Source organism: Bacillus sp. 103mf (assembly GCF_900116295.1).
GTDB classification, from domain to species: domain Bacteria; phylum Bacillota; class Bacilli; order Bacillales; family Bacillaceae_G; genus Bacillus_A; species Bacillus_A bruguierae.
This window is the reverse complement of record NZ_FPAF01000001.1, coordinates 62251-85705: the sequence shown is the minus strand read 5'-3', so window position 1 is coordinate 85705 and position 23455 is coordinate 62251. Positions and strand designations below refer to the sequence as shown.

Annotated in this window: 23 protein-coding genes and 5 pseudogenes; 17 read left to right on the top strand and 11 right to left on the bottom strand. The window is 31.6% G+C overall.

Annotated elements, in window-relative coordinates:
* Positions 1 to 17: 17 nt before the first annotated feature.
* Positions 18 to 149: pseudogene (locus BM350_RS00510) on the bottom strand (Tn3 family transposase); the annotation flags it as partial.
* Positions 150 to 223: 74 nt separating this feature from the next.
* On the bottom strand, positions 224 to 718 hold the full coding sequence (locus BM350_RS00505; RefSeq protein WP_090913268.1) for a DUF6022 family protein: 495 nt from the start codon (positions 716 to 718) through the stop codon (positions 224 to 226).
* Positions 719 to 866: 148 nt separating this feature from the next.
* Here BM350_RS00505 and BM350_RS00500 point away from each other — a divergent pair, with 148 nt between their 5' ends.
* Together BM350_RS00500 and BM350_RS00495 are read left to right on the top strand one after the other, a co-directional pair.
* Entirely contained in the window at positions 867 to 1568 is a 702-nt protein-coding gene (locus BM350_RS00500) for a MerR family transcriptional regulator (protein ID WP_244547920.1), read from the top strand.
* A gap of 326 nt (positions 1569 to 1894) precedes the next feature.
* Entirely contained in the window at positions 1895 to 2656 is a 762-nt protein-coding gene (locus BM350_RS00495) for a glycosyltransferase (protein ID WP_090913270.1), read from the top strand.
* Between the two features lie 81 nt (positions 2657 to 2737).
* Here the strand turns inward: BM350_RS00495 and BM350_RS27955 are convergent.
* The 3 genes and pseudogenes from BM350_RS27955 to BM350_RS27950 form a co-directional block, all read right to left on the bottom strand.
* Positions 2738 to 2931, bottom strand: a pseudogene (locus tag BM350_RS27955) (hypothetical protein).
* Positions 2932 to 3690: 759 nt separating this feature from the next.
* Positions 3691 to 4137 (bottom strand): NUDIX hydrolase, encoded by a 447-nt coding sequence (locus tag BM350_RS00480; RefSeq protein WP_090913276.1) that lies wholly within the window; start codon positions 4135 to 4137, stop codon positions 3691 to 3693.
* A 194-nt stretch (positions 4138 to 4331) separates the two neighbouring features.
* Positions 4332 to 4529: a hypothetical protein gene (locus BM350_RS27950; protein ID WP_090913278.1), complete on the bottom strand. Its 198-nt coding sequence runs from the start codon at positions 4527 to 4529 to the stop codon at positions 4332 to 4334.
* Between the two features lie 516 nt (positions 4530 to 5045).
* On the opposite strand from BM350_RS27950, the gene BM350_RS00470 reads away from it, so the two are divergent.
* Both BM350_RS00470 and BM350_RS00465 read left to right on the top strand, forming a co-directional pair.
* Complete coding sequence (locus BM350_RS00470; RefSeq protein ID WP_090913280.1) at positions 5046 to 6776, top strand: right-handed parallel beta-helix repeat-containing protein; 1731 nt, start codon at positions 5046 to 5048, stop codon at positions 6774 to 6776.
* A gap of 178 nt (positions 6777 to 6954) precedes the next feature.
* A pseudogene (locus BM350_RS00465) lies at positions 6955 to 7293 on the top strand (recombinase family protein); the annotation flags it as partial.
* 74 nt (positions 7294 to 7367) lie between these two features.
* On the opposite strand, the gene BM350_RS00460 reads toward BM350_RS00465, so the two are convergent.
* Complete coding sequence (locus BM350_RS00460) at positions 7368 to 7553, bottom strand: hypothetical protein (RefSeq protein WP_090913282.1); 186 nt, start codon at positions 7551 to 7553, stop codon at positions 7368 to 7370.
* A gap of 118 nt (positions 7554 to 7671) precedes the next feature.
* On the opposite strand from BM350_RS00460, the gene BM350_RS00455 reads away from it, so the two are divergent.
* The gene (locus tag BM350_RS00455) at positions 7672 to 7893 is read left to right on the top strand and encodes a hypothetical protein (protein WP_090913284.1); all 222 of its coding nucleotides are present in this window, start codon (positions 7672 to 7674) and stop codon (positions 7891 to 7893) included.
* A 360-nt stretch (positions 7894 to 8253) separates the two neighbouring features.
* On the opposite strand, the gene BM350_RS00450 is transcribed toward BM350_RS00455, so the two are convergent.
* Positions 8254 to 8826 (bottom strand): recombinase family protein, encoded by a 573-nt coding sequence (locus BM350_RS00450; protein WP_090913286.1) that lies wholly within the window; start codon positions 8824 to 8826, stop codon positions 8254 to 8256.
* 264 nt (positions 8827 to 9090) lie between these two features.
* Between BM350_RS00450 and BM350_RS00445 the strand changes: the two genes are divergently transcribed.
* The 9 genes and pseudogenes from BM350_RS00445 (at position 9091) to BM350_RS26660 (ending at position 15549) form a co-directional block, all read left to right on the top strand.
* Positions 9091 to 9630, top strand: a complete 540-nt coding sequence (locus BM350_RS00445) for a GNAT family N-acetyltransferase (RefSeq protein WP_042985012.1) — start codon at positions 9091 to 9093, stop codon at positions 9628 to 9630.
* Between the two features lie 505 nt (positions 9631 to 10135).
* On the top strand, positions 10136 to 10897 hold the full coding sequence (locus tag BM350_RS00440; protein WP_090913288.1) for an ABC transporter ATP-binding protein: 762 nt from the start codon (positions 10136 to 10138) through the stop codon (positions 10895 to 10897).
* Positions 10898 to 10913: 16 nt separating this feature from the next.
* Positions 10914 to 12764 (top strand): FtsX-like permease family protein, encoded by a 1851-nt coding sequence (locus BM350_RS00435; protein ID WP_090913290.1) that lies wholly within the window; start codon positions 10914 to 10916, stop codon positions 12762 to 12764.
* A gap of 95 nt (positions 12765 to 12859) precedes the next feature.
* A pseudogene (locus BM350_RS25935) lies at positions 12860 to 12928 on the top strand (IS6 family transposase); the annotation flags it as partial.
* A gap of 2 nt (positions 12929 to 12930) precedes the next feature.
* A pseudogene (locus tag BM350_RS00430) lies at positions 12931 to 13394 on the top strand (Tn3 family transposase); the annotation flags it as partial.
* A 429-nt stretch (positions 13395 to 13823) separates the two neighbouring features.
* Entirely contained in the window at positions 13824 to 14165 is a 342-nt protein-coding gene (locus tag BM350_RS00425; protein WP_090913293.1) for a PadR family transcriptional regulator, read from the top strand.
* The gene (locus BM350_RS00420) at positions 14158 to 14640 is read left to right on the top strand and encodes a hypothetical protein (protein ID WP_090913295.1); all 483 of its coding nucleotides are present in this window, start codon (positions 14158 to 14160) and stop codon (positions 14638 to 14640) included. The genes BM350_RS00425 and BM350_RS00420 overlap by 8 nt, the downstream gene beginning before the upstream one ends.
* The gene (locus BM350_RS00415; protein WP_139207598.1) at positions 14637 to 15164 is read left to right on the top strand and encodes a permease; all 528 of its coding nucleotides are present in this window, start codon (positions 14637 to 14639) and stop codon (positions 15162 to 15164) included. The genes BM350_RS00420 and BM350_RS00415 overlap by 4 nt, the downstream gene beginning before the upstream one ends.
* Positions 15165 to 15387: 223 nt before the next feature.
* Positions 15388 to 15549, top strand: a complete 162-nt coding sequence (locus tag BM350_RS26660; RefSeq protein WP_170857626.1) for a glycine zipper domain-containing protein — start codon at positions 15388 to 15390, stop codon at positions 15547 to 15549.
* 419 nt (positions 15550 to 15968) lie between these two features.
* Here the strand turns inward: BM350_RS26660 and BM350_RS00410 are convergent, their stop codons facing one another.
* Positions 15969 to 16727, bottom strand: a complete 759-nt coding sequence (locus BM350_RS00410) for a MerR family transcriptional regulator (protein WP_090913299.1) — start codon at positions 16725 to 16727, stop codon at positions 15969 to 15971.
* Entirely contained in the window at positions 16702 to 17628 is a 927-nt protein-coding gene (locus tag BM350_RS00405) for a DUF2268 domain-containing putative Zn-dependent protease (RefSeq protein WP_090913301.1), read from the bottom strand. Before BM350_RS00405 ends, BM350_RS00410 begins: the two co-directional genes overlap by 26 nt.
* Before the next feature lie 383 nt (positions 17629 to 18011).
* Between BM350_RS00405 and BM350_RS00400 the strand changes: the two genes are divergently transcribed.
* Positions 18012 to 18557, top strand: a complete 546-nt coding sequence (locus BM350_RS00400) for a GNAT family N-acetyltransferase (protein ID WP_090913303.1) — start codon at positions 18012 to 18014, stop codon at positions 18555 to 18557.
* A gap of 806 nt (positions 18558 to 19363) precedes the next feature.
* Here the strand turns inward: BM350_RS00400 and BM350_RS00395 are convergent.
* The gene (locus BM350_RS00395) at positions 19364 to 19900 is read right to left on the bottom strand and encodes an NAD(P)H-dependent oxidoreductase (RefSeq protein WP_090913305.1); all 537 of its coding nucleotides are present in this window, start codon (positions 19898 to 19900) and stop codon (positions 19364 to 19366) included.
* 292 nt (positions 19901 to 20192) lie between these two features.
* On the opposite strand from BM350_RS00395, the gene BM350_RS00390 reads away from it, so the two are divergent.
* Together BM350_RS00390 and BM350_RS00385 are read left to right on the top strand one after the other, a co-directional pair.
* On the top strand, positions 20193 to 20540 hold the full coding sequence (locus tag BM350_RS00390; protein WP_090913307.1) for a winged helix-turn-helix transcriptional regulator: 348 nt from the start codon (positions 20193 to 20195) through the stop codon (positions 20538 to 20540).
* A gap of 395 nt (positions 20541 to 20935) precedes the next feature.
* Positions 20936 to 21796: a polysaccharide deacetylase family protein gene (locus BM350_RS00385; RefSeq protein ID WP_170857625.1), complete on the top strand. Its 861-nt coding sequence runs from the start codon at positions 20936 to 20938 to the stop codon at positions 21794 to 21796.
* 416 nt (positions 21797 to 22212) lie between these two features.
* Here BM350_RS00385 and pgaC read toward each other — a convergent pair whose 3' ends face one another.
* On the bottom strand, positions 22213 to 23439 hold the full coding sequence (gene pgaC, locus BM350_RS00375; RefSeq protein WP_090913313.1) for a poly-beta-1,6-N-acetyl-D-glucosamine synthase: 1227 nt from the start codon (positions 23437 to 23439) through the stop codon (positions 22213 to 22215).
* Positions 23440 to 23455: the final 16 nt, after the last annotated feature.

The following is a 23455-nucleotide window of genomic DNA, read 5'->3' as shown; positions in this document are numbered from 1 at the left end:
TCGGATGGAAGTTTCACTTTATTCAATCCTCTCTGGATTCGCCAACGCATGGCTTTATCAGATAGATAATCCAAAATAAAAATGGTTTTTTCAATCCTCCCCATTTCTCGTAATGCTTTAGTTACTTTATTTTGACTATAGGAACTTAAATAGTAGGTAGTTCCATATATTGTTACTTGTTGGATGGGTCAAGCCCTTTTTAGACAGCCTCTTGTTACATTAATCAAGAATTTTCGTTTAGGCTTAGAATTTTTTTGGTAATTTCATTTCTTTCAGTACTTGTAAAAGTCATTAGTTTTGGAGCTGAAGGGATGTTGAAATTTACATGAGAATGAGATAATTCAAAAAGAAAAGTACCAATTAATTGTTTATTTCGGTTTTCAATGACAATCCAAAAGATACGCTTTTCATGATCGGGCGTTCCCCATTTTGCTTTTTCAATAGAATTTCTAAAATTTAAGCACCCAGCAATAATAAAGTCATCTTCTTTTGTTTTTTCAGCAGACTGAAAACCTGCTTTCTCAAGCTCTTTCCATGCTGGGGGAAGTAGTTTATCTAAGTACATACCATACGTGGCATCTTCATACTCAGGAAATAATTTTTGGAGTTCCTCAATGGTATTTGCAAGAACTTCTTCCCAATGGTCCTTTAGATAACCAGATACTTTTTGTCCTAACTCTTCAATTGACATTTCGGGTTGAATGTTTAATTTTGACACTTAGATCCCTCCATCATTTTTTATTACTTACTTCTTAATCTTATAACATTAAAGCCAATTATAAAGTTTTCAATTGTATATACTTATTTTAGAGGGGATTAAATGATAAACTTTATAATAAATTTAACGTTGATAGGGATGAAAAAGAATGAAGAATAATATAAGGCCTATTGATATTGCGAAAAGGTTAAATTTAAGTACTAGCACTTTAAGAAGTTACGAAACAAGGGGGATTATCCCAACCACAGAAAGGTTGGGTACAGGATATCGAATCTATACGGAGGAACATTTAGCATATTTTGAATGTATAGTAGCCATGTCACCCGGGTTTGGAATGGAGATAACAACAGCTGTATTAAAAAAACTGCAACAAAAAAATCTAAATTCTGCACTCTGGATAATCAACGAGATACAAGCAGTCACCTATCAAGAAAAAGAGTTAGCTACTAGAATAATAAAAGACTTAAACAATATTGTTGATTCTCAATCGATAGCAAATAACCTGATGACGATTGGAGAGGTAGCAAATAAAACAAAAATTTCTACTTCTACTATACGATATTGGGAAAAAGAGAGATATGTTAATTCAAAGAGAGGTGAAAATAATTATCGCTACTTTAATTCATATCAGTTTATTAAAATTTTGTTAATGAAGCTTACACAAAACGCTGTGTATTCACACGAAATTGTTCAATTAAAAAAATCTATTAGAAATTTGGAGGAATACAATATTGAAGGGGCAAAAAGTATTGTAGAGGAGTGCCAACAGCATTTAAATAAACGTAATCAAGAACAGTTACATGGACTATACTTTTTGTATCGATTATGTGCAAAGTTAGGATTAAAATAACTAAGAAAATATTAATACAGGGTAATTTTGCCCAAATCCCCGAAAAGGGGGAATAAGGTTGATTTATTATAAACAAAAGAAATCCCTCTAAACTAATTAGAAGGGTTTCTTTTGTGTTCAGCTTAGATACATTCCATGTAGAATCATTGAGATACACTAATCCACTACAATTTATGTTATTTTTTAAATACTCCAAAGTAAACTGTTAAATAATAGTTTACCTTCAGTTTCTATAATACAACCTAATAAATGTTAATAAACGTTAATAAATGTTAATATATGTTATGTATAATAGATATTTACTTTATAAAATAAGGGGGAATATTATGACTGAAACAAACGAATCTTCAGGAGTCAATTTTAAAAAAGATGTGAAGTTTTCTATTATAATCCCTGCACACAATGAAGAAAAGTATATTAGAAAATGTTTGGATTCAATTGCAAAGGCATCAGAGGCATATAAAGATCAAACTGAAGTCATAGTTGTTTTAAATCGTTGCACAGATAAAACAGAGGAAATAGCAAAATCTTATAACTGTATTACATTAAAAAATAACGATAAAAACTTATCCAAAATCCGAAATGCAGGGGCCAAAATAGCTAGTGGAGAAATAATCATTACTATAGACGCTGATACCCAAATGACAGAGTCTATGTTGTCTAATGTAGATAAATATTTAGCTTCAGGTAAATACATTGGCGGTGGGGTAACTGGGAAGTTTGAAAGAATATCTTTAGGAATATTCCTTTCCGCAATGTTAATAATAATCCCCCTACTTTTTAAGTATGGAGCTATATCTGTAGGGATTTTTTGGTGCTATAGAAAAGACTTTATGGTAATCAACGGCTTTAATGAAAACATGCTTATGGCAGAGGATGCAGATTTCGCTAAACGGTTAAAAGAATGGGGAAAGCAAAATAATAAGAAATTCGGTACAATTAAAAATGGAATGATAACTTCATGCAGAAGATTTGATAAATATGGAGACTGGTCTTTACTTAAAAATCCAAAAGTAATCTTAGCCTACCTAAAAGGAAATGATAAAAAATACGCAGATAAAACATATTATGATAACCAAGAAAGATAACTGTGAAAATTCCTAAACAAATCATCATCAAATGAACTAGTAAAACAAGATAAATAAAAATTTAACAAAACTAAAAGAATCTTATTTATTTAGGATTCTTTTTTTCTTGTATAAACGATTTATTAAATCAATAATCCAAGAATTAATAATAACTACTGTGAAAATAACTAAAATAGCAACGATATTTTGATTTGAAGATATGTATGGTATCAGTGGACCACATACCACCCAAAAAATATAAGAGCAAAAACTAAAGACCAAATAAATTTCAGCATTAATTCATCCCCTTTTCTAATAAATATAGTACAAATCAATTAGAAAATAATGTAAAAAGATGAATTAAACTTTTACATAAAAGTTTAATTTTTTATCTATCTGGCCTTACTCTGTAATAAAAAATTATGTATATTTAGTAATAAATGACACTTATCGCCAAAATGTACAAAGGGGTCTCATAATGGATATTTTTTTATTCAATTTATTATTTTTTTTAGTCTTAATTTTAGTGAAAATTAATTTTATTTCAGCACTAAATACAGAGCTAAAAAAAGAGTCAAAAAACTATTTAATAATAATTATTAATTGTCTTTTTATAATTATTTTTTTGTGGCTTAGTATAACTGTTTTTTTAGAAATCACTTTAATATTACGCAGAACTTTCGATAATCTATCTTTATAAAATATTATATTAATTCATTGTTCTTCATTAATTTGTTTAACTATAATGTTATCAAACTGTAAAAACTTTTAGATGTTCATATTAAAAAAACAAATGTAAACTTTTTATTATTAGTTTACATTCAAAATATTGATTTCATTAGCCTTATTAACTTTAGCTATTTTTAGCAAAAGTATACATTCAAAATATGATGAATAGAGAGATTAAGACACCCGTGATCAAAAAAAGCTAGATTCATACTAGCTTTTTTACATAATTCTCGAAATCGGAAGTGAAAATTATCTTTTTTGATAAATACAAGAAATTAAGAACTGATCCTTACTCAAGAAAAGTACCCGTTAATTCAATAACCATCTCACATAATTTTTTTCAATAACCTTACCATAAATGGTGTCTTTAATGTCTCTTTTATTAGTGAATTTTTGTGTTTCATAAAATTATTGATCTGTTTTCTTCTATTTGGAACCATTAACAAAGGTAATTTACTAGGATTAAACCACCCAATTTTTGCAGTTTCAGGTCCATTATTTATTGGTTCTCCCCCTAGTAATTTTCCTGAAAATATATGTTGCATATCATCGTATTGAGGTTGGTGATATTCTCCTATTTTACGTTCAATAGCAATTATATAGCCCGTTTCTTCTTTAGCTTCTCTTATAGCACACTTATCTAACTGTTCATTCTCTTCTAATGTTCCCCCAGGCAAATCCCAGATAGGATAATCATTTCGTTTAACTAGCAATATTTTGCCTTCAGTATTATTAACAATAGTAAAGCACCCTGTGGTTTTTGTAGTATTCATTATAAATATGATCTCCTTAACTTATTCAATTGCCAACTAACTTGTACTTCCCTTTGTCTAATAAAATTTCCTTCTTACGGAATTAAACTGGTCCTTTAATGGAACAACATAAGATGAATATTCTATACATGATTGGTTAACATAACGTCTCATTATTGGAAGTAAAGTAAACCTCTTTTATTCAAAGAAAGGTATTACATGCTATTCCAAATGCAATAAAACAAATAAAATACCAAGACAACAACAGTAATAATATTCGATGTTGTTCTGAAAGTTTTGTTTTCATATGTTTTATTTAACAAGAAGAAGAACAAAACGACCCAGACCCCGTTGGAAAAGAATGATGTTAGTGCATTGAAAATAACTCGAAACGCAAACATAGAATCTTCCATTAGCTTTCCACTTTGTCGTTTTTCCTTATTATACCATTTCTAAAAAGTGATGTGCGGTGTTTTTTGGATTGTATATCCTATACATGCTCGGTTAACATAACGCAACATTAGCGGTAGCAAGGAAAAAGACGGACCCTTACTCTCACAAGGGAACCTCCTTTTTTTGTTCTATGGATCGATGCATTTTTTATGCATTCCTATCCTGGCGCGGTTTTCGGGTTCTCGTTTGTTACTGGATTAGCCGAAAAACTGTATAAAATTTTGCATGCTCTTAGCGTGGGTTTTATGACATTTGGTTGGCGGGACCCCGGCTAGTGATGTATATGTAAACGTATGTTAACTTAACGCAAAAGAAACCGGCTCTTATGAGTCGGATTTTTTATTTTTTCTGTATTTTTGTTTTTAAAATCACGTAGTGAGGGAAAATCTTTTATATTATGGCTAGTAATATAAATATATAACGATATAATATTATCTTATATAACTTTAACTGTTTCTATAAAAAGGAGAGATAACATGATTCATCAAATAGATAATAATTCAAATAAATCCTTAGGTAACGAGAATATTGAAATGGAAACTAATGTGAAAACTGAGGACTCAACTTTTCCTTATGTTGATGTAAGAATGTATGGTGCAAAAGCAGACGGAACACAAGGTACATTAACAACCGAAGCTATACAAAGAGCATTAGATATTGCATTAAATGAAGGAGGAGTTGATATTTTTATTCCTTCAGGTATTTATCGTATAACAAAATATTTAACTGTTTACAAAAATACGAAAATACGTCTGGGGAAAAATGCGATTTTATTAAGAGGGCATCCAGGAGGTATTATGAAAAATGGAAATTCAGGAGATTTGTTTGAAGGCTATAATGGTAACGGCAACATAAGTATTGAAGGTGGAACGTTTGATGGTAATGTCCTTGAGTTTCCCCAAGGATTTAACATGACAGGATGGGCTCGAGGGGGAAATCTAACGTTTAGAGATATTACTTTCAAAGATGTTATTAATGCTCATATGATGGATATTAACGCTTGTCGTAATGTTGTAATTGAAAGATGTAAGTTTTTAGGCTACAAAGATGCAACCACGGATAAATCAAGAGGGTATGCAGAATCTATTCAAATCTCTAACCATACTAAGTTAGGATTTTCTGATTTTGGAGCATGGGATGGAGAACCTTGTGATAATATAACTATTCGTGACTGTTATTTTGGTAGTAGTGATACGAAAGGGATGAATCCGATAGCTACGGGAATAGGAAATCATTCTTCTGTAATGTTCCTTTTCAATAGAAATATTAAAGTTATCAATAATACATTTGAGAATGCAACTTATGCAGGTGTTCGTGCTTTGAAATTTGGCGATATGACTATACAAGGAAATACATTCTTAAATTGTGAGAGAGCTATAGCACATTCGAATCCTGATGGAAGTTCTGGTGAGGGGCAAAAAGACCGCGAAGGTAATGACACAGGAATGCCAGAATCAGGTTATAACTTTGTTGTAAAAGAAAATACATTCTCAGGAACAAGACGAGAAGATATCTATATTGTTGGATGGCAAAATGATAAGAAAGCAGCTTTCTTTGATAGCGTTAAAATTATTGATAATGAATTTAAAGAGAGCAATTCACCCGAAGATTTTGCTACTATCGTACTTTCGTATGTTGACAGATGTAAAATTAGAGGCAATACATTCAAGAAATCATTTAGACATATTTTTTTCAAACAATGTAGAAAGTTAGAAATTAAATATAATTCTTTTGAAGATTCACGAAATGAATTCATCTATAATACAGCATTAACTTCTTCAGATAACACTGATTTTTTAGAGGATGTTGATATTTCTAATAATATTATGATTAACTCAGGTCGTGTAGGAATCTTCCTCCAATCTATTACAAGATTCTTTATTGATAAGAATAACATTCGCAATACTTCGCTTGAAGCTGACAATCAACGTAGTGCTATTTTAGTTGGTAGTGCTTCTAAAGAAGGGTACATTCGTGATAATAGAGTGAGGATGTCAACTACCGAAAATAAAAATAAATATGGGATTGAAGTTACTCCTACATGTTCTAATGTACAAGTATTTAATAATGATGTGGAAGGAAAAACAGGTTGTGTTTTAGTATCCTCATCTGCAGGATTTGTTGGTTTCTTCGCTTATGATACGAATGGTGTAAAAAGAAAAGTAACCATTGACAATAATGGTACTTTAGTTTCTAGCCCTGTATAAGTAGAGGACGAGATGGAAAAAAGCCGGCTCTTAATTCTGAGTCGGTTTTTTTATTTTACATCAACAAATTCATCAATTTGAAATCGTGTATTTAAATTGAATGCACTCGGCTTAGACATACATAATCCACATCCTTTTTAGATTAATAGTATTAGTATGTCCAAGTTTGGCAGATTTTTTTGTACCAGAACCTATTAACGTCAATTATACTGGAGAAGGTACAAATGATGTCATTCAGAGCGCAATTCAAAAAGCAACTCTTACAATATTATCAGCCTTTGCAGAAAAAGAGCGCATTGATATTAAACAACGTCAAGCTGAAGGAATTGCTCTTGCCAGAAAACAAGGTAAACGTTTAGGACGTCCGCCTGTCGAAATAACAGAAGAATTTAAGGATGCTTACAAGGAATGGAAATCTGGTTCAATTACAGTCGTAGGAGCTATGAGAAAGTATGGCATCAAACGTTCTTCTTTTTATAAGATTGCTAAACTATATGAGGAAAAAATAAAAGAATAATTTGTCTTATTTAGGATACCGTCACATTACCAAGTAAATTTGGGAAGAAATAAATTTCTAATAAATTATTAAGACTATTTTTCAGGCTTAGATTTAACATAATCTAATACGTTATAAAACATTCTTAAAGTAAACATAATAAATATTATTGGATAGGCCCACGAATTAAAATAAATTAAGCTAGCAAATACAAGACCAATTGATATTATAAGACATATAAAATCTAAATAAAAAAATATTTTACCTGTTTTTTTCTTCATCAATAATTCTCCTATTTAATATTAATAATCATTAATATAATAATAATATCATATCAAGCCAAACCTAAAAAATAACAGGAAGTGATGATTTTGACTTTTTATATAATGAGAGAAACTTATGCAAATTAAAAAATGCCATCATTGTGGGAGAATTTTAGAGAATACACGTACTATAGAAGGATTAAGTGTGAATACAAAAGAATGGGATGGTTCAGACATATTTTTCTTCAAAAACTGGTTTGGGGTCATTATTGTGACAGAAAAAGTGAAAGAAATTATTGAAAAACATAAATTTAAAAACATTAGATTTATAGATCTCGCAGAATTTAGATTTGCTTGATATCAACACACCATTAATGAGATATTTTTTAAGTAGAAGATGACAAATGATGAAAAGGGGTCTCGCCGCATCGCTATCAAGCTAACATTTTGAAGTGCCCCCAAAAACAAAATTTCATTTTTTCATAGGCATATAAGTGTCCATGGGAATTTAGTTCATTTTTTCTTTTTGAGGAACAATTAATTTTTTAAGTTGATAGGCATGGGGTCACCATATCAAAAAAAGAAAATCGTACATTTAGACACATTTTGGACACATTTTAAGGGTTTGGAGTATTATTGCCGTTTCTGGGGTACGGAAACAATTCAAAGAATAACCCGCCACATCTGAAAAATTTTCCAATTCGGGCGGGTATTTTTATTATGATTTATCTTGTAGTTTCCTATATAAAGAAGATCTTGAAACATTGGTAATTTCACAAATTTGTTTCACCGTCATATTCCCTTCGTCATAAAGTTTAATGGCATACTTCATTCCTGCATGCTTTTCATGATACTTTTTAACTCGTCCTTGATACTTTCCTTCTTTTTTTGCAAGGTCAATCCCCTCACGTTGACGCATTCGAATTAAGTCACGTTCTAATTGGTTTACTCCCCCCATTACGGTCATCAAGAAATGACTATATGGATTTTCTTCAGATAAATCCAACCAAGTATCTTTTAATGATTTTAAGTTTGCCTTTTTAGTTTTTATGTAATCAACTAGTTCAAATAAATCTCTTGTACTACGAGTAATCCGGGTTAGGTCAGTCACATAAATTGTATCGCCTACTCCCAGGTCATTTAACATATTTTGAAGTTCAGGCCTGTCTTGTGTAGCACCTGACACTTTTTCTTCATATATAATGTCTATTCCAATTTCCTTCATTTGTTGTAATTGTCTCTTAGGGTTCTGATCAACAGAACTTACTCGTACATACCCTATTTTTCTCATATTCTACTCTCCTATTTTGAAACAAGTCATATGGGACACTCTGAAGTACCATTATACCAGGTTCAAAGAACCATCCCAATAGGGTACACTCAATTGATAAAGATATATACAATGAATCAAACTCTATGTGGCTTTGAAATAAAGTTCGATAATTTCTAAAAAAGATTGCTGATTAAGAAAAATCTTAAACTGTTTTTCTATAGTATTTCATGTACAATAATTGTAAGAATTTTCATTTGACTATAGGACAGGATGGAGAGAATTATGAACAAAATTCAAGGGGATAAAGTATTTTTAAGATTACTTAGTAGAGAAGACGCGATATTCATATTTGATTCAACAGAAATAGAAGAAATTCGTTTTATGACAGGGACTACGAAACGATTTAAACTTGAAGAAGTCGAAGCACATATTCAAAAAAGTGTTGCTGATCCAACACGTGTAGATTTTGCTGTTTGCCTAAGTGAAACAAATGAAGTCATTGGAGATTTAGCTATTTTAGAAATAGATGAGGAGAATCGAAAAGCGTTTTATCGTATTTCGATGCATAATTTAAACATAGTAGGGAAAGGGTACGGCTCAGAAGCTACTCAACTGGCACTAAGTTATGCATTTGATGTATTACAACTTAATCGTGTCCAGTTAGAAGTATATAGCCATAATCCACGAGGAATTCGCGCATATGAAAAAGCAGGTTTTATACAAGAAGGAAGATTGAGAGAATCGATATTCATTAATAATCAATTTTCTGATGAAATCATTATGAGTGTATTAAAAAGGGATTATGAAAAGCAAAAGAGATAATAAACATAACATTCTTCACCCTTTTGATAATCAAACTTATAAGGGGGAGGACTTGAAAGATAGATGTTCGACATTCTAAATAAGACCACAGAATTTCAGAAATTTATTTTGAGAAATTCAAAACGGTATGTTATTAAGAACAGTCCTTTTATTAAATTATGATAAAAGGACTGTTTTTTTAGTCATAATAGGCCTAGTGACAAGGTACCTGGTCTAGTCTGCAGTAACATTACCTAATAATAGGGTTTTATATTTTTAAGCGATAATTTTCCATTCCCTTGCCCCCTATACAGTTGTAGATGCAGAGAAATACAATTTGCAAAGATATAAAATTTTCATTATGGGGGTAATTAAGAATCTTAGCTTGATAGCGATGTTGCCGTACCCCATATAGAGGTGTTTTTGTATATTACAAAAATGTAAGGTAAATGTAATGTTAACCCATGGCAGATTATGTCGAAAAATGCAGAATAGGAAAAGGAAAAACAATTATAGGAGGATATATATGAACAAACCAGTTGTCGACGTTAAAAACGTCCAAAAAGTATACGGTAAAAAAGGCGAAAGCCAATCACACGCATTAAAAGGTGTGTCGTTCTCGATTCAAGAGGGTGAATTTGTTGGCATCATGGGACCATCTGGTTCAGGCAAAACAACGTTACTAAATGTAATCTCAACATTGGATAAAGCAACGGGCGGTGCTGTTGAAATTGCAGGCACGGATATTACGAAGATGAAGCAAGGAGCGCTTTCTGATTTCCGTTCTCAAAAATTAGGATTCATCTTCCAGGACTTTAATTTACTAGAGAACCTATCAATTTATGAAAATATTGCATTGCCGCTTTCACTTCAAGGTGTTCCGTCTCGTAAGATTGGACCGAAAGTGGAAAAAGTAGCGGACATGTTAGGGATTTCAGCAATACTTCAAAAGTATCCATCTGAAGTATCTGGTGGGCAAAAGCAACGTTCAGCAGCAGCCCGTGCGCTTGTACATGAACCAGCAATTATTTTAGGAGATGAGCCAACAGGGTCACTTGATTCTAAAAATGCAACGAGTCTTTTAGATGCGATGACAAATCTAAATGAAGAACAAGGTGTTTCCATTATGATGGTTACACATGATCCGTTTAGTGCAAGTTACTGCCGACGTATTCTATTTATTCAAGATGGCGAATTATATAAAGAAATTCATCGTACTGGTACGCGTGAAAAGTTCTATAAAGAAATTTTAGATGTGCTTGCAGATTTAGGTACACAAAAATCATAAGAAAGGAGGTTCAAGCATGTTATTTAAGCTTTCCATGTCAGGACTAACAAGTAAGCTAAAAGATTATATCGTCTTACTTGTTGGTCTCGTTATGTCAATTTCAATTTTTTACATGTTCCAAACATTAGCGCAGAATGAAGCATTTCTTAAAGCAAATTCTACTATTAGTCAAATTGGATTCGTCTTCCATGCTGGTACGGTGCTACTAGCGATCATCATATTCTTCTACATTTTGTATGCGAATTCTTTCTTACTATCACTTCGGCAAAAAGAATTTGGTATGTATATGATGTTAGGAGCAAAGAAGCATAAGGTTACATTTCTTATGTTTATTGAGACCATAGTGTTAGGTGCGGCGTCCCTTGTAATCGGAATTGCAGTCGGTGTAGGTCTTGCACAAGGGGTTGGACAGTTACTTATGAAGCAACTTGAGTTTACTGGAGGTGGTTATCAAGCCTTTTATGTTCCATCAATAACTGTTACTTGTATTTTCTTCTGTGCACTATTTGTGTTAGCTGCCATTATGAATAGCATTAAATTATCACGTATTTCAGTATTACAACTTGTACATGCAGATGCACAAACCGAACGTCCTGTGGTTAAAGGGAAAATCACGGGAATAGTTGCAGTTTTTGCAATCATTTTACTAGGCGTTGGTTATCATTCCATGATTAATATATCTAAGTTACAAGAAATGGGAGTTATCATTGCATTAATTACAATAACATCAGGGACTTACATGTTATTTGGATCCGCCCTTCCATTTATGATTAAAAAACTAAAGAGTAATAAAAAACGTAGTGAAAAAGGTCTTAATGCTTTTACATTCGCGCAATTAAACTTCCGTATTAATAATTTAACAAAAGTACTAGCGACAATAGCGATGTTAGTTGCACTTGGAGCAGGTGCAATTTCAACTGGTATGGCCTTTAAAAATAACGTTATGCGCACTGTAGATACTTTGGCGATTTATGATGTAGCGATTCATAATCCAAGCACAGAGGAAAAGAAAATATTAGATGGTATGACATTCCAAGAGAAAAATGAATATCATTACAAAACAGACGATAAATATGTGTATTATATAAAAGATGAATTAGAGAAAAATCGTCCTTTAGTACAAGATTCAAAAAATGCTAAAAGACTGGCAGATGCCAGTAAAATCAAACGCGTTTCTGGAGAATTACCAGTAGGTGCTATTTTAAATGATATTAAGAAGACATCTGATAATGTGATTCCCGAGGAGTGGCGTACCGCATTCAAAAAGATTCAACCACATTATCTATACACTGATCAAACAATCAAAATTGTAGATAAAAAAATGTATGATGGTTTGCAAGGTAAAGAGAACATTGCATTTCTTGGAAAAACAAATGATTTGTTAACATATAAAAAAGAATTGAAAAAAATTGACGAATTGCAATTAGCTAAATATAAAATAGCAGAAGTCGAGTTGACAAGTAAATATTCTATATACACTGAGTTTTACGGTTTTACAAGCGGAACTGTATTCATGGGCTTCTTCCTAGGAATTGCCTTCTTAGCGATGATGGCAAGTTGTTTAATGTTTAAGATTTTATCTGGTGCATCAAAAGATATTACACGTTATCAGATGCTTCGTAAAATCGGTGTTCGCCGCGAACTATTAACAAAATCTATTTATAAAGAGCTATTTTTAGTGTTCTTATTCCCAGCGATTGTGGGTATTGCTCACGTTTTAGTTGGTATGAATATGTTTGGATTTATATTACATGATCCGTATTTCCGTATTTGGGTTCCGATTGTTATGTTCGTAGTCATTTACGCGATTTACTACTTCATTACAGTTCAATTGTATAAAAGAATTGTCCTTCCGAAAGAGGACTAAGAAGGTTCTGTTGCAAAGATCTCTAAACTAAGCTAATCTTTAGAAAAAGTGTGCGGAGGAGAATGATATAAGGAGTATTTTAAAGAAAAACGACAATAATAGCCGTCGGCTACTATTGTCGTTTTTCTTTAAGTTATCGTGATGTATCTGATATCCTGAAAGAAGTAAAATAGGAAGGATTGAAAGAACTTTATATAACATTATAATGGTTGCAGAGTCTTGAGCTTAGAAGACGTGTACAGGTTGGTTTAAATAAAGGTGAAGCAAAGCATGCACTTGCTCGAGCTGTATTTTTTAATCGATTAGGGGAAATTCGTGATCGTTCTTATGAGGACCAATTACATAGAGCGAGTGGTTTGCAACTTCTTATTTCAGCAATTGTATTATGGAATACGGTATATATATCACGTGCAGTAGATGCTTTACGTGCAAAAGGCGTGGACATTTCAGAAGAATATTTACAACATATATCTCCACTTGGATGGGAACATATTACGTTGACAGGTGATTATGTTTGGAACTTAAGTGAAAAAAACAAATTTTAATAATCTAAGACCATTACGAAAAAAAATTATATTAAAAAGTAATAAAGTAAGTAGCCGGTTCCTTAACGTACAAGGAACCGGCTAAATTGTGTCTTAACGTACAATTTTCTTTTTTTGATATGGTGACCCCATGCCCATCAACTTAAGAAATTAATTGTTCCCCAAAACGAAAAAAATGAACTAAATTCCCATGGACACCTATGAAAAGATGAAATTTTCGTTATGGGGTCACTTTAAAATGTTAGCTTGATGGGCATGCGGCAAGCCCCATAGAAGACATCGCATTCATTTCTGTTGACTTTATCAATTCTTCAGTAATATTTGCAATTGAATTCATGTTATCACAAAGATAAAAAACATGTTGTATATTTTAGAATTGACATGAGATTATATTAATTTTATACTGTTAATAACATATTACTGTTAATGACAGTATAATGTTATTAACAGTAATGGTTTTAATGTTATGTTAACGAAAAAATTTTCACATTTAAATTAGGAGGTTGTATATTTTATGAAACATACAGGGAGACATACAGGTGCATTTCTTTTGCTGTTTTTAACAGAGGGAGATTGCTATGGAGGGAAACTTCTGCAGAAATGTGAAGAAGAGCTTCCCATCAATCCAATTGATAGTGCCATCATATATCGCACACTAAAAAAATTAGAGAAAGAAGGTGCTGTTGAGTCTTATCTGGATACAACTGATCAAGATAAGCCGATAAAGATGTACAAAATTACTACAGTTGGAAAAAGAAAATTAAAAGATTTTCAAATAGATATTGAAGAAAAAATTAAGAATTTATCATTTTTCTTAAACAAATATAAAGAATGGAAGGAGTCTGATCATGATTAATGGTGTTATCCTTTACGCTATCGCTATTATTCTTATCAGTATTTCTTTTATAAAGGATCGAAATAAAACAAAAGATGCTCTATTAAAGTCATGGAAAATGTTTCGTAATATTATACCTGACATGTTATCAATTATGCTTTTCGTTGGACTATCACTATCTATATTAACGCCATCAATCATTTCTTCAATCATTGGAGAAAAATCTGGATTGATAGGTATTGTTTATTCGACAATAATTGGCTCTGTTGCACTACTTCCAAGCTTCGTTGTATTTCCTCTTGGACATACATTAGTCCAAAATGGTGCGGGTCTTCCTCAAGTAGCTGCATTAATGTCTACATTAATGTCAGTAGGAATCACAACTTTACCTATGGAACAAAAAATATTTGGACGAAGTTTTGCTTATTCTCGCAATGCATCTGCAGTGGTAATGTCTCTCATATTTTCATATATTATTTGGGTGGTGATGATATGAATGAATTAAGAAAGTATCGTTTCTTTTTTATTTTACTATCTGGTCTCATTATCCTAACTCTTATAAACCAAACGGTGGGATGGAAGGCATTTCAATTAACAGGAAAAAGCATTTTAGATATGTTGCTTCTACTCCCTCCTGTCTTAGTATTCGTAGGTTTGCTTGACAAATGGGTGGAGAAAGAAACGCTAATTAGATATATGGGGGAAAAATCTGGCATTTATGGCATCTTATTTTCCCTATTATTAGGAGGAATTGCAGCTGGCCCCCTTTACGTGGCTTTTCCAATTGCGGCACTTTTATTAAAAAAAGGAGCAAGCATACGGTACATTGTATTTTTTTTAGGAGTTTGGACAACTGCAAAATTACCGGTTATTGTATATGAATTTGCTTCATTTGGAGTTAAATTTACACTCATTCACATTTGTTTTGGTTTATTATTTTTCTATTTAATGGGTGTTATTTTTGAAAAATTTTATGACCATCGACAATTGTTAAAGTATGATATAACGAAAGAAGTTTAGATTTAGGTCAATAAGTCTTTAAGCTCCTCAAGCCCAGATTCTTTTGTAACTGTAGATTTTAAATAGCATTTAATTAAAAATCCTTATAAACCAGCATAGATGAACAAAATAAATAAATCTTGTTATATAATTAAATTAATGATTTGTTATTCATCTTTACCATACTATAAATAAGTCATGTAAACTTACAATTCATAATTCTGCAGAAAAGAAATATATCTTCTTGAATAAAAATAAACAAAGTGATGCAAAAACGGTAATTGGAATATCTATAGGAATGTGTTTGGGGACAACTTTTGGGCTACTTATTAATAATCTTGCTCTTGGTATAATGATTGGTGTTGCTATTGGATTTGGAGTTTCTAAAATAAAACGAAAGAAATAACTTCATTTATGCTAAACAACAGCAGTAGAATAACCCCTTACCTTTGAAATGGTAAGGGGTTATTCTTATAAAATTTAGTTACCATAATCTTTGTTATCGGTAATCAAAAAGGTCAATTCTTATATACGAATAGGTAAAAATTTTTTCTATTATTAAATTCTAATTTATTTACCAAATAGGGGATCAGCCGAGATACATGTAATTTTGGGTCATAGTCTGTATTTTATTTTCAATTCATAGTTTTAGTTGTAACAAAAAAGTATTAAATCAATAATATTACAAATTACTTTTGACACAGTATTTTGTTACAACTAATTCAAGAGTTATCAGACGCATTATTTTTAAATATTAATCTTCTTCTCTGGAATAAATCATTGTTCCATTTCTTCTATTTTTTATTTACTGTGTAAACAGTACATCTATTTTTGACAATAGCACATAATTGCTTGATAAAGAAATTTACTCAAATCTTCATCACTGAATTGGTTAAGGTAATTTTTAAATCTATTATCGGATTTATAAGTATTAGCAATACATTCTAGTATGTCTGTATCACAAACAATGTATTGCTCTAGGTAACTTTTCCATTCAACAATTAATTGTTGAACCTCATCGGATGAAGGGGATTCACTAATATGTGTTGCTAATTTTTTAAATACTTTCTCCATGTTATTTGCAAATTTATAATATAAATTCGTTTTTTCATCATCAGAGAGTTTTTCTAGTTTTTTCTCATATTCTTTGTATTTCTCTGTTTCACCATATAGTATTTTGGCTTCACGATTATATTGTTCTTGTAATGGTAGAACTGTTGAATTGTTAAAAATATTTAAATTAAATATATCTCCACCCGATATATAATCTTCCAACGCATTAATAATTGTTCCTAATCGTTGTTGCTTTAATATTAAAGTTTGGTAATGCATTTCTAACATTTTATGTTGTTCTTGTTTTGGAAGTCGCATAATATCTGATATTTCTTTTAAAGTTAAATCCATTTCCTTAAAAAACAAAATCATTTGAAGATTTTCTAAATCATTTCTATCATATACTCGATAACCATTTTTTGATTTACGACTGGGCCTTAATAAATTTATTTTATCGTAATAACGTAATGTTCTTGGAGTTATCCCTGTTATCTGAACAATATCTTTAACGGTTAATAATTGTTTCTTCATTCCAAAATCCTTCTACTTCTTCTAGTATTAAATTAGCAGGTGTAATTGTAGCTTCAATTATAGTTTTTCCTGTTTTTTTCAAATAGTATTTTATCAGATAGTAGCCACAAGCATATCCAGCACAATAGGGCATATTAACAGGAGAAAAATGTTGAAGTTTTGCAATTTCATCCCCATAAAGATAGGGACTAATTTTATCAAAACCACAAAGATTTAATTGTTCTTTCATAACAGGTTTAATACGCTTATTAAGTATCTCCATACTTGTTTTGCTTACCCATGGACCTAGAAATTCTTCTCCATAGATTGATGTAGCAAAGTTTTCTGCTAATCCTTCGCTAACTATCATTTCTCCCAGCGTAATATTATTATTCCATTGAATAAATTGATATCTAACGTTATGATTACACTCATGTGCTAAGGCCGCTTTAATACGAGGTAACGTATAATTATTAGGAACTAGCGTACATAAGATATACCCTGGTATGCCACCATCACCAGTGTAACCTTCGCTTAACATCAGTATTTGGCTTTCCGAGTTTCCTAAAAGGATAGTAAAAAGATATTCTGACACGGTTAGTTTGATTCCGTGTTTAGTGAATAACCGTAAGCTATTGGTAACTGCATCTTTGCATTCTAACCAAAAACTATCCGAAGAAATTAACTCTAATTCTGACTTGATTTCATTTGTGACTTTAGTAGGAGATAAATTTGTCACATTATTAAACATGATAACATCAAATCCGTTAGGCACATTTGTTTTAAAAGGGATATGTTGTATCTCCCATTTTTTCTTAAATGGTGCCATCATTTCCGCTCTGTATAGTTCAACTTTTTCTTCTTGAGGAACTTGTAAAATCTTTTGATAAATTTTATCAGAACGTAATGCTTTTATATTCATTTTCCTCACTCCTTTTTTTATATCTTAAACTATGACGTTACGTCATAGTCAAACATAAATTTTAAATAGAAAGGTAGTAAAATAAATAACCAGTTCCTTAATGTACAGGGAAAACATACCCCTTTAGATACATTTTTAACTTTCATGTGTTTAGTGTTAAGTGGACCTCTTGAATCGTCTGTTGTAAATTTGAAATAAAGTTTGATAATTTATAATAAAGAACAATAATTTGTAAAAAAGTTTGATCAAAAATACTGTGTAGGTATGTAGGATTCTTATGTTCAACAAACAGGCCAAATTGTTAAATGAAATCAAATTAATGTTCCTGTTGCACATCGCTTAATGAATGGTATTTGGAATCAGATAATGAGGAGAATGAAAAAATGGGCGTAACTATTAAAAAATTCACAGGAGAAGACTTGGATTATTCTGTTATCATCAATGATCGATTCACAGTAGATTCGATTCTTTTTTTAACAGCAACGGAGCATTCCATCCAGTATACGGTGAAGAAAGTCCTTCCTTATGAAAAACAGTATTCAGAGGATCCAGATAATCTACTTGACTTGCAAAAATACATTGATCATCCAGATAAAGCGATATTCTTGGCGATTGAAGGAAATGATATTGTCGGCTTGGTTATAGTAAGGCGAAACTGGAATGAGTTTGCTTACATCGAAGACATCAAAGTAGATCAAAAATATCGGCGACATGGTATCGGCCGCCTACTTATGGATAAGGTCAAAGATTGGGCTCAAGATAACCGAATGACTGGGATTATGTTAGAGACACAAAATAACAATGTAGGTGCATGTAAGTTTTATGAACGCTATGGTTTCTTTATTGGTGGCTTTGACAAATATGTCTACAAAGGCATCAATCAGCTGAGTGACGAAATAGCGATATACTGGTATTTTATATTTGAGTAGCTCTCTACAATAAAGTTATTACTTTAGCAAGCACCTATTGAAGTTCTATTTTGGTTTGAAGAATAGGTTAATTCTATTACGGGTAAGTAAACTTTTGTAATAGACATGTTCATGAGTTTTGATCAATCTTTTTTCAAAATGGATTCTTTTGTTTTGGCGTAAAATGAGAGTTTAAGAAGGATGCTTGACCCAACTATCGGTTTGAAGCAATGATGCACCGTTTGTAAGAAAGTCGTACTGTTTTGAAAAAAGTTGAACCGTTTATCCCGCTATTCGTGGGCAGTAATACTCCCACCTCAAAATTCAGCAAAAGCATTGTCCAGCTCCAGTGGCTAGAATGTTCGGTGGCTTCGCTTCTTCCTACGAGGTAAAAAACTCCCTCTACGTCAGAAGCTCCATCCCCCTCACATTCTGAACGAGCCACTTCCGCTTTTCTTAAGAAGTTAGGTGGAAGATAAACTGCTGGCATGCGCCCGATTGGCGAGGGCTGATAATCAGTGGGGGATGAAGAAACCCCCCACTGATTAAAGTTTCACTTTATAAAAAAGATGAACTGAAATAACTTATTCTAGGCAATGGAAGGGGTTTAGGTTTCTTTTTGTTTGTTGCAAAATACAAGCCTAATTAATGTTTTTGATTAAACCTTCTTTTAAATTAACAATGAATTTTTTCTTGTCTTCTTTCCTTGGAAAAATTATTTTGTCCCTAATCCCATCTATACTGATATTGGGTCAAAAAAAGAGTTCCTATACTTGGAACTCTGAAGTATTCTTAAAAATTAAAAGGATGTTAAATAATTAATATTTTTAATTATTAGATATTTTTTTCGTGTGAAGTATGTAATTTTTGGCGCTTTCTTCCAATTTTTCATCTGTCAAATTGTGTTCAGCACCATATACAGCAAATGTTGGTAAGAACTTCATACCAGTATAGAGGCATGTAGCTTGATAGGGCTTTAATAATTCGCTTAATGTATATTCATTTGCTTCACCTGCTTGATATTCCTTCTCTATTACGCCTGCGGAGATTGCTAAACCGAACTCTTTTCCTTGAAGCTTATCTCCTTTAGATCCGTATGCAAAACCATATGTTAAAATATCGTCAAACCATTTTTTTAATAGTGGTGGTGAACTATACCAGTAAAATGGAAATTGGAAAATATAACGATCATGTTTTAATAAGAGATTTTGCTCATATTCAAGATCAAAGTTCCAATCTGGGTAACGTTTATATATTTCGTGTACAGTGAAGTCTTCTGGATATTTTTTCATTTCCTCTAACCAACGTTTATTCACTCGTGATTCTTCAATATTTGGATGCGCAATGACTACAAGTGTTTTCATAAATATTTCCCCTTTCAAAAAAGTAATGCTACATGATATCAATAACATCTCATATTTTGATCATATTGATATTATGTAGTATATATATTAATCTTTAAAGTACGCACTTAAAAGTGCTATAGGTACTTTTAAGTTCTATAGATACTTTTAAGTGCCTATAGAAGGGGAAAGGAAGTACTTATTCATTTTTTCGCAAGCTTTAGATTTAGAACTATTGTAGCTCTAGTATAAGTTAAAAAGTTAGTGAAGAAATTAAGGGTTCTTTTTCTGACAAGTAAAGGGGGATAATTTTATGAAAAAATACAATTTTCCTATAGAGGCAACTCTTGATGTTGTAGGTGGTAAATGGAAAGTAGTATTATTATGTATTTTATTAAATGGAAAAAAGAGGACTAGTGAGATTAAACGTGCGATGCCTAGTATTACACAAAAGATGCTTACCCAACAATTAAGGGAATTAGAAGCAGATGGGATCATTAATCGTACGGTTTATAATCAAGTACCTCCTAAAGTAGAATACTCTTTAAGTGAGTATGGAAAATCTTTAACGCCTGTACTTGATTGTATGTGTGAATGGGGTAAGAATCATATACAGAAACAATTAGAAGAGACAGATAACGGTATCAAATGTAACCACTAAATAAGATTGGATACTTTACTGTTTGATAAGGCTGAGCGCTTTTTTTCAGTTCGAAGCACCTGTTTTACACGAAGAGGCGTGCATGATAGGCTAGATAACCTGCAAATCGCGGCTTTCAGGGGAACATCTTGTATACAGAGGCTCCATGTCAAGTGATTACATTTGCTTTATCCCGCATTAACGGGCAGTAAGACCCCCACCTCAAGATTCAGAGAGAAACGAGGAAGATAGGTGGGGGATAACTGCCTGTAAAAGCCCGATTGGTTCAACTAACCATCAGTGGGAGATGAAAAAACTCTCCACTGATGGAAGTTTCACTTTATTCGCTGTCATAAATACCTGGACATAAGGAAATATTAAACATACTGTATACACAACATAAAATGAGGGATAGTGTGAAAAGAAAACTATTGATTAGCATGTTTCTGCTTATCATTTTATATACATATACTTATGCTTATATGACAAGAGAAAAAGAACACCCCTTGACACAAGTTAAAAAACTTTCTGGAAAGGGGTGTATCATATTAAATTACCATCGAATTCGTCCCGGTAATGCCATCATCAAATATCTTGCGAAAGTAAGTGGAAACTCAGAATTAACAACGTATTCTGTTTTTAAAGATGATTTTATGAAGCAAATTGCATTTTTACAAAAACATCAATTTCAATTTATCACACCAAAAGAATTATATGATTACATAAATCAACAAAAAAAAATGCCTCCCAAATGTGCGATGATTACATTTGATGACATTGATCAGAGCGTTTATCGTTATGCGTATCCCTTTTTAAAAAAACAACAAATCCCTTTTACAATTTTCATTATTACAGGAGAAGTAGGAAATCCAAATTTTAATGGATTAACCATGATTAACTGGGATCAAATTTTTGAAATGACACGATCAAATCTAGTAACAGTGGGGACACATACTCATCAGTTACATTACATTGAAAAAGATGAGAAACCACCTTTTTTAAAAAGTGAAAATATATCTAAATTTATTACAGATTCCAAACGAGCAAAACAAGTTTTTTATGATCATTTCGGGTATGAACCTAAATATTTTGCATATCCATATGGATATGGGACACCACAGACAGATAACATATTATTATCTGAGAAATATGATTTACTATTCACTCTATCACCAGGAATCGTTAATCAACATAGTTTACCTTTTTTTATTCAAAGAGTATTAATTGATGATGTTTCTTGGAAAGCGATACAAAATTGGGTCCATACAACTTCATGAAACATGCAGTATATGTTAGGCATCCAATGGGTATTCTATTTCTATATATGTTTCCGTTTGGAAATATATATTCTCTTCTTTCGTCAAATTGAAAAAACGAGATGTCATATATGCATGTTGTTCCATATTCCAAACCTGTCTTTTTGTTTTTGATTGAAAATTATAAGACCTATACGTATTCCACAGAAATATGAAAAAAAATGAGAGAATACCCCATGCCAAAATAATAAACATCATTATTCGAATATGTGATGGGTTTGTATTCAATAAAAATAATAGGAATTCCGTATACTCCATATTCCATTTGAGACAAATCATGATAATAAAAATACCAAACATTATAATATACAACCATAAAGAGAAGGATATGCTATATTGTAAAAATTTCATTTTCGTTAAATTCAAATCATATACAATTATTTCGTTTGTTGTAGACCTCTGTCTGGACTTTCCCATACTGCAAATTTTCCTTTCTGCTTTGTTAAAACTTTCATAATAGCCATTAAAATCACAAAAACATTAATATACCAATAACATATGGGATACCAAGCAGCCCATAAATATTCTCTTATTAAATTCACATCATATTTTTTATCTATCATGATCGCAATGAAAAATTGAAACACGCATATCATCGATAATATCCCTGATGATACTGTAAATAATTTCAAAAAATCAAATGTAAAAGAAATATTTATGAAAAGAGTGACACTCATGAGAAACCATACGATTGACCATACAATACTTACAAGTTGTTCTATATAAATGATATATAAACTTTTATATTTCCAATTTAAAAAGATATCCCTATGTTTGATTAAAACTTCTAAACCGCCTTGTGCCCATCGAACTCTTTGTTTCCACAATCCATATAGGGTTTCAGGAACTAACATCCAACAAATAGCGCGGGGTTCATATTTAATTTGCCAACCTTTTTTCTGTAATTTCCATGTCACCGCAATATCTTCCGTTAAAATATCTCGATCCCATAATTGACAATCTAATAATGCTTGTTTTCGAAAAGCAACAACGACACCCGAAACTGTCATTATACTTCCATATATACTTTGTGTTCTTTTAATCATGCCTACTATACTTGAAAATTCAGATATTTGGATTTTACTTAATAAGTTATTCCGATTTCTAACTCTTGGATTTCCAGTTACTGCACCTATATTGTTTCCTTGATTAGCAGTTGAAAAATGTGGAATCATATATTGTAACGCATGTACATCTAATATCGCATCTGCATCTATACAAACTAAAAAATCTCCTTTAGAAGCTAATAATCCGGCATGTAATGCATTGGCTTTTCCGAAATTTTTTTTCACATTGATACAGCGCAAATTCGGATATTTATCAATGAGTTGTTTCACAATAGAAACGGTTTGATCTGTACTTCCATCATTTATCACAATAACTTCATAATGGGGATATTTTTGTTTCATTACATAATCTATCGTTTCTCGAATTGTATGTTCTTCATTGTAACAAGGTATTAAAATTGAAACAAATGGTGTTTCATCTCGAGATAGTATTTGCTTAGATTCTATACAAATATAAAATATAATAGCACCCATCATCCAAATAATAGACATACAAATTGGATACCATATTACAAATTCAGATAGAAAAGACATCATATTATATACACCTCTA

What these genes read in the sequence shown, in the direction of transcription:
- BM350_RS00425 (WP_090913293.1), top strand. Translation starts at nt 13,824, where the DNA reads ATGAAACATACAGGGAGACATACAGGTGCATTTCTTTTGCTGTTTTTA.
- BM350_RS00445 (WP_042985012.1), top strand. Translation starts at nt 9,091, where the DNA reads ATGAACAAAATTCAAGGGGATAAAGTATTTTTAAGATTACTTAGTAGA.
- BM350_RS00410 (WP_090913299.1), bottom strand. Translation starts at nt 16,727, where the DNA reads ATGAAGAAACAATTATTAACCGTTAAAGATATTGTTCAGATAACAGGG.
- BM350_RS00455 (WP_090913284.1), top strand. Translation starts at nt 7,672, where the DNA reads ATGCAAATTAAAAAATGCCATCATTGTGGGAGAATTTTAGAGAATACA.
- BM350_RS00440 (WP_090913288.1), top strand. Translation starts at nt 10,136, where the DNA reads ATGAACAAACCAGTTGTCGACGTTAAAAACGTCCAAAAAGTATACGGT.
- BM350_RS27950 (WP_090913278.1), bottom strand. Translation starts at nt 4,529, where the DNA reads ATGGAAGATTCTATGTTTGCGTTTCGAGTTATTTTCAATGCACTAACA.
- BM350_RS00460 (WP_090913282.1), bottom strand. Translation starts at nt 7,553, where the DNA reads ATGAAGAAAAAAACAGGTAAAATATTTTTTTATTTAGATTTTATATGT.
- BM350_RS00405 (WP_090913301.1), bottom strand. Translation starts at nt 17,628, where the DNA reads ATGAATATAAAAGCATTACGTTCTGATAAAATTTATCAAAAGATTTTA.
- BM350_RS00495 (WP_090913270.1), top strand. Translation starts at nt 1,895, where the DNA reads ATGACTGAAACAAACGAATCTTCAGGAGTCAATTTTAAAAAAGATGTG.
- BM350_RS00480 (WP_090913276.1), bottom strand. Translation starts at nt 4,137, where the DNA reads ATGAATACTACAAAAACCACAGGGTGCTTTACTATTGTTAATAATACT.
- BM350_RS00420 (WP_090913295.1), top strand. Translation starts at nt 14,158, where the DNA reads ATGATTAATGGTGTTATCCTTTACGCTATCGCTATTATTCTTATCAGT.
- pgaC (WP_090913313.1), bottom strand. Translation starts at nt 23,439, where the DNA reads ATGATGTCTTTTCTATCTGAATTTGTAATATGGTATCCAATTTGTATG.
- BM350_RS00470 (WP_090913280.1), top strand. Translation starts at nt 5,046, where the DNA reads ATGATTCATCAAATAGATAATAATTCAAATAAATCCTTAGGTAACGAG.
- BM350_RS00450 (WP_090913286.1), bottom strand. Translation starts at nt 8,826, where the DNA reads ATGAGAAAAATAGGGTATGTACGAGTAAGTTCTGTTGATCAGAACCCT.
- BM350_RS00415 (WP_139207598.1), top strand. Translation starts at nt 14,637, where the DNA reads ATGAATGAATTAAGAAAGTATCGTTTCTTTTTTATTTTACTATCTGGT.
- BM350_RS00500 (WP_244547920.1), top strand. Translation starts at nt 867, where the DNA reads ATGAAGAATAATATAAGGCCTATTGATATTGCGAAAAGGTTAAATTTA.
- BM350_RS00390 (WP_090913307.1), top strand. Translation starts at nt 20,193, where the DNA reads ATGAAAAAATACAATTTTCCTATAGAGGCAACTCTTGATGTTGTAGGT.
- BM350_RS00395 (WP_090913305.1), bottom strand. Translation starts at nt 19,900, where the DNA reads ATGAAAACACTTGTAGTCATTGCGCATCCAAATATTGAAGAATCACGA.
- BM350_RS00400 (WP_090913303.1), top strand. Translation starts at nt 18,012, where the DNA reads ATGGGCGTAACTATTAAAAAATTCACAGGAGAAGACTTGGATTATTCT.
- BM350_RS00435 (WP_090913290.1), top strand. Translation starts at nt 10,914, where the DNA reads ATGTTATTTAAGCTTTCCATGTCAGGACTAACAAGTAAGCTAAAAGAT.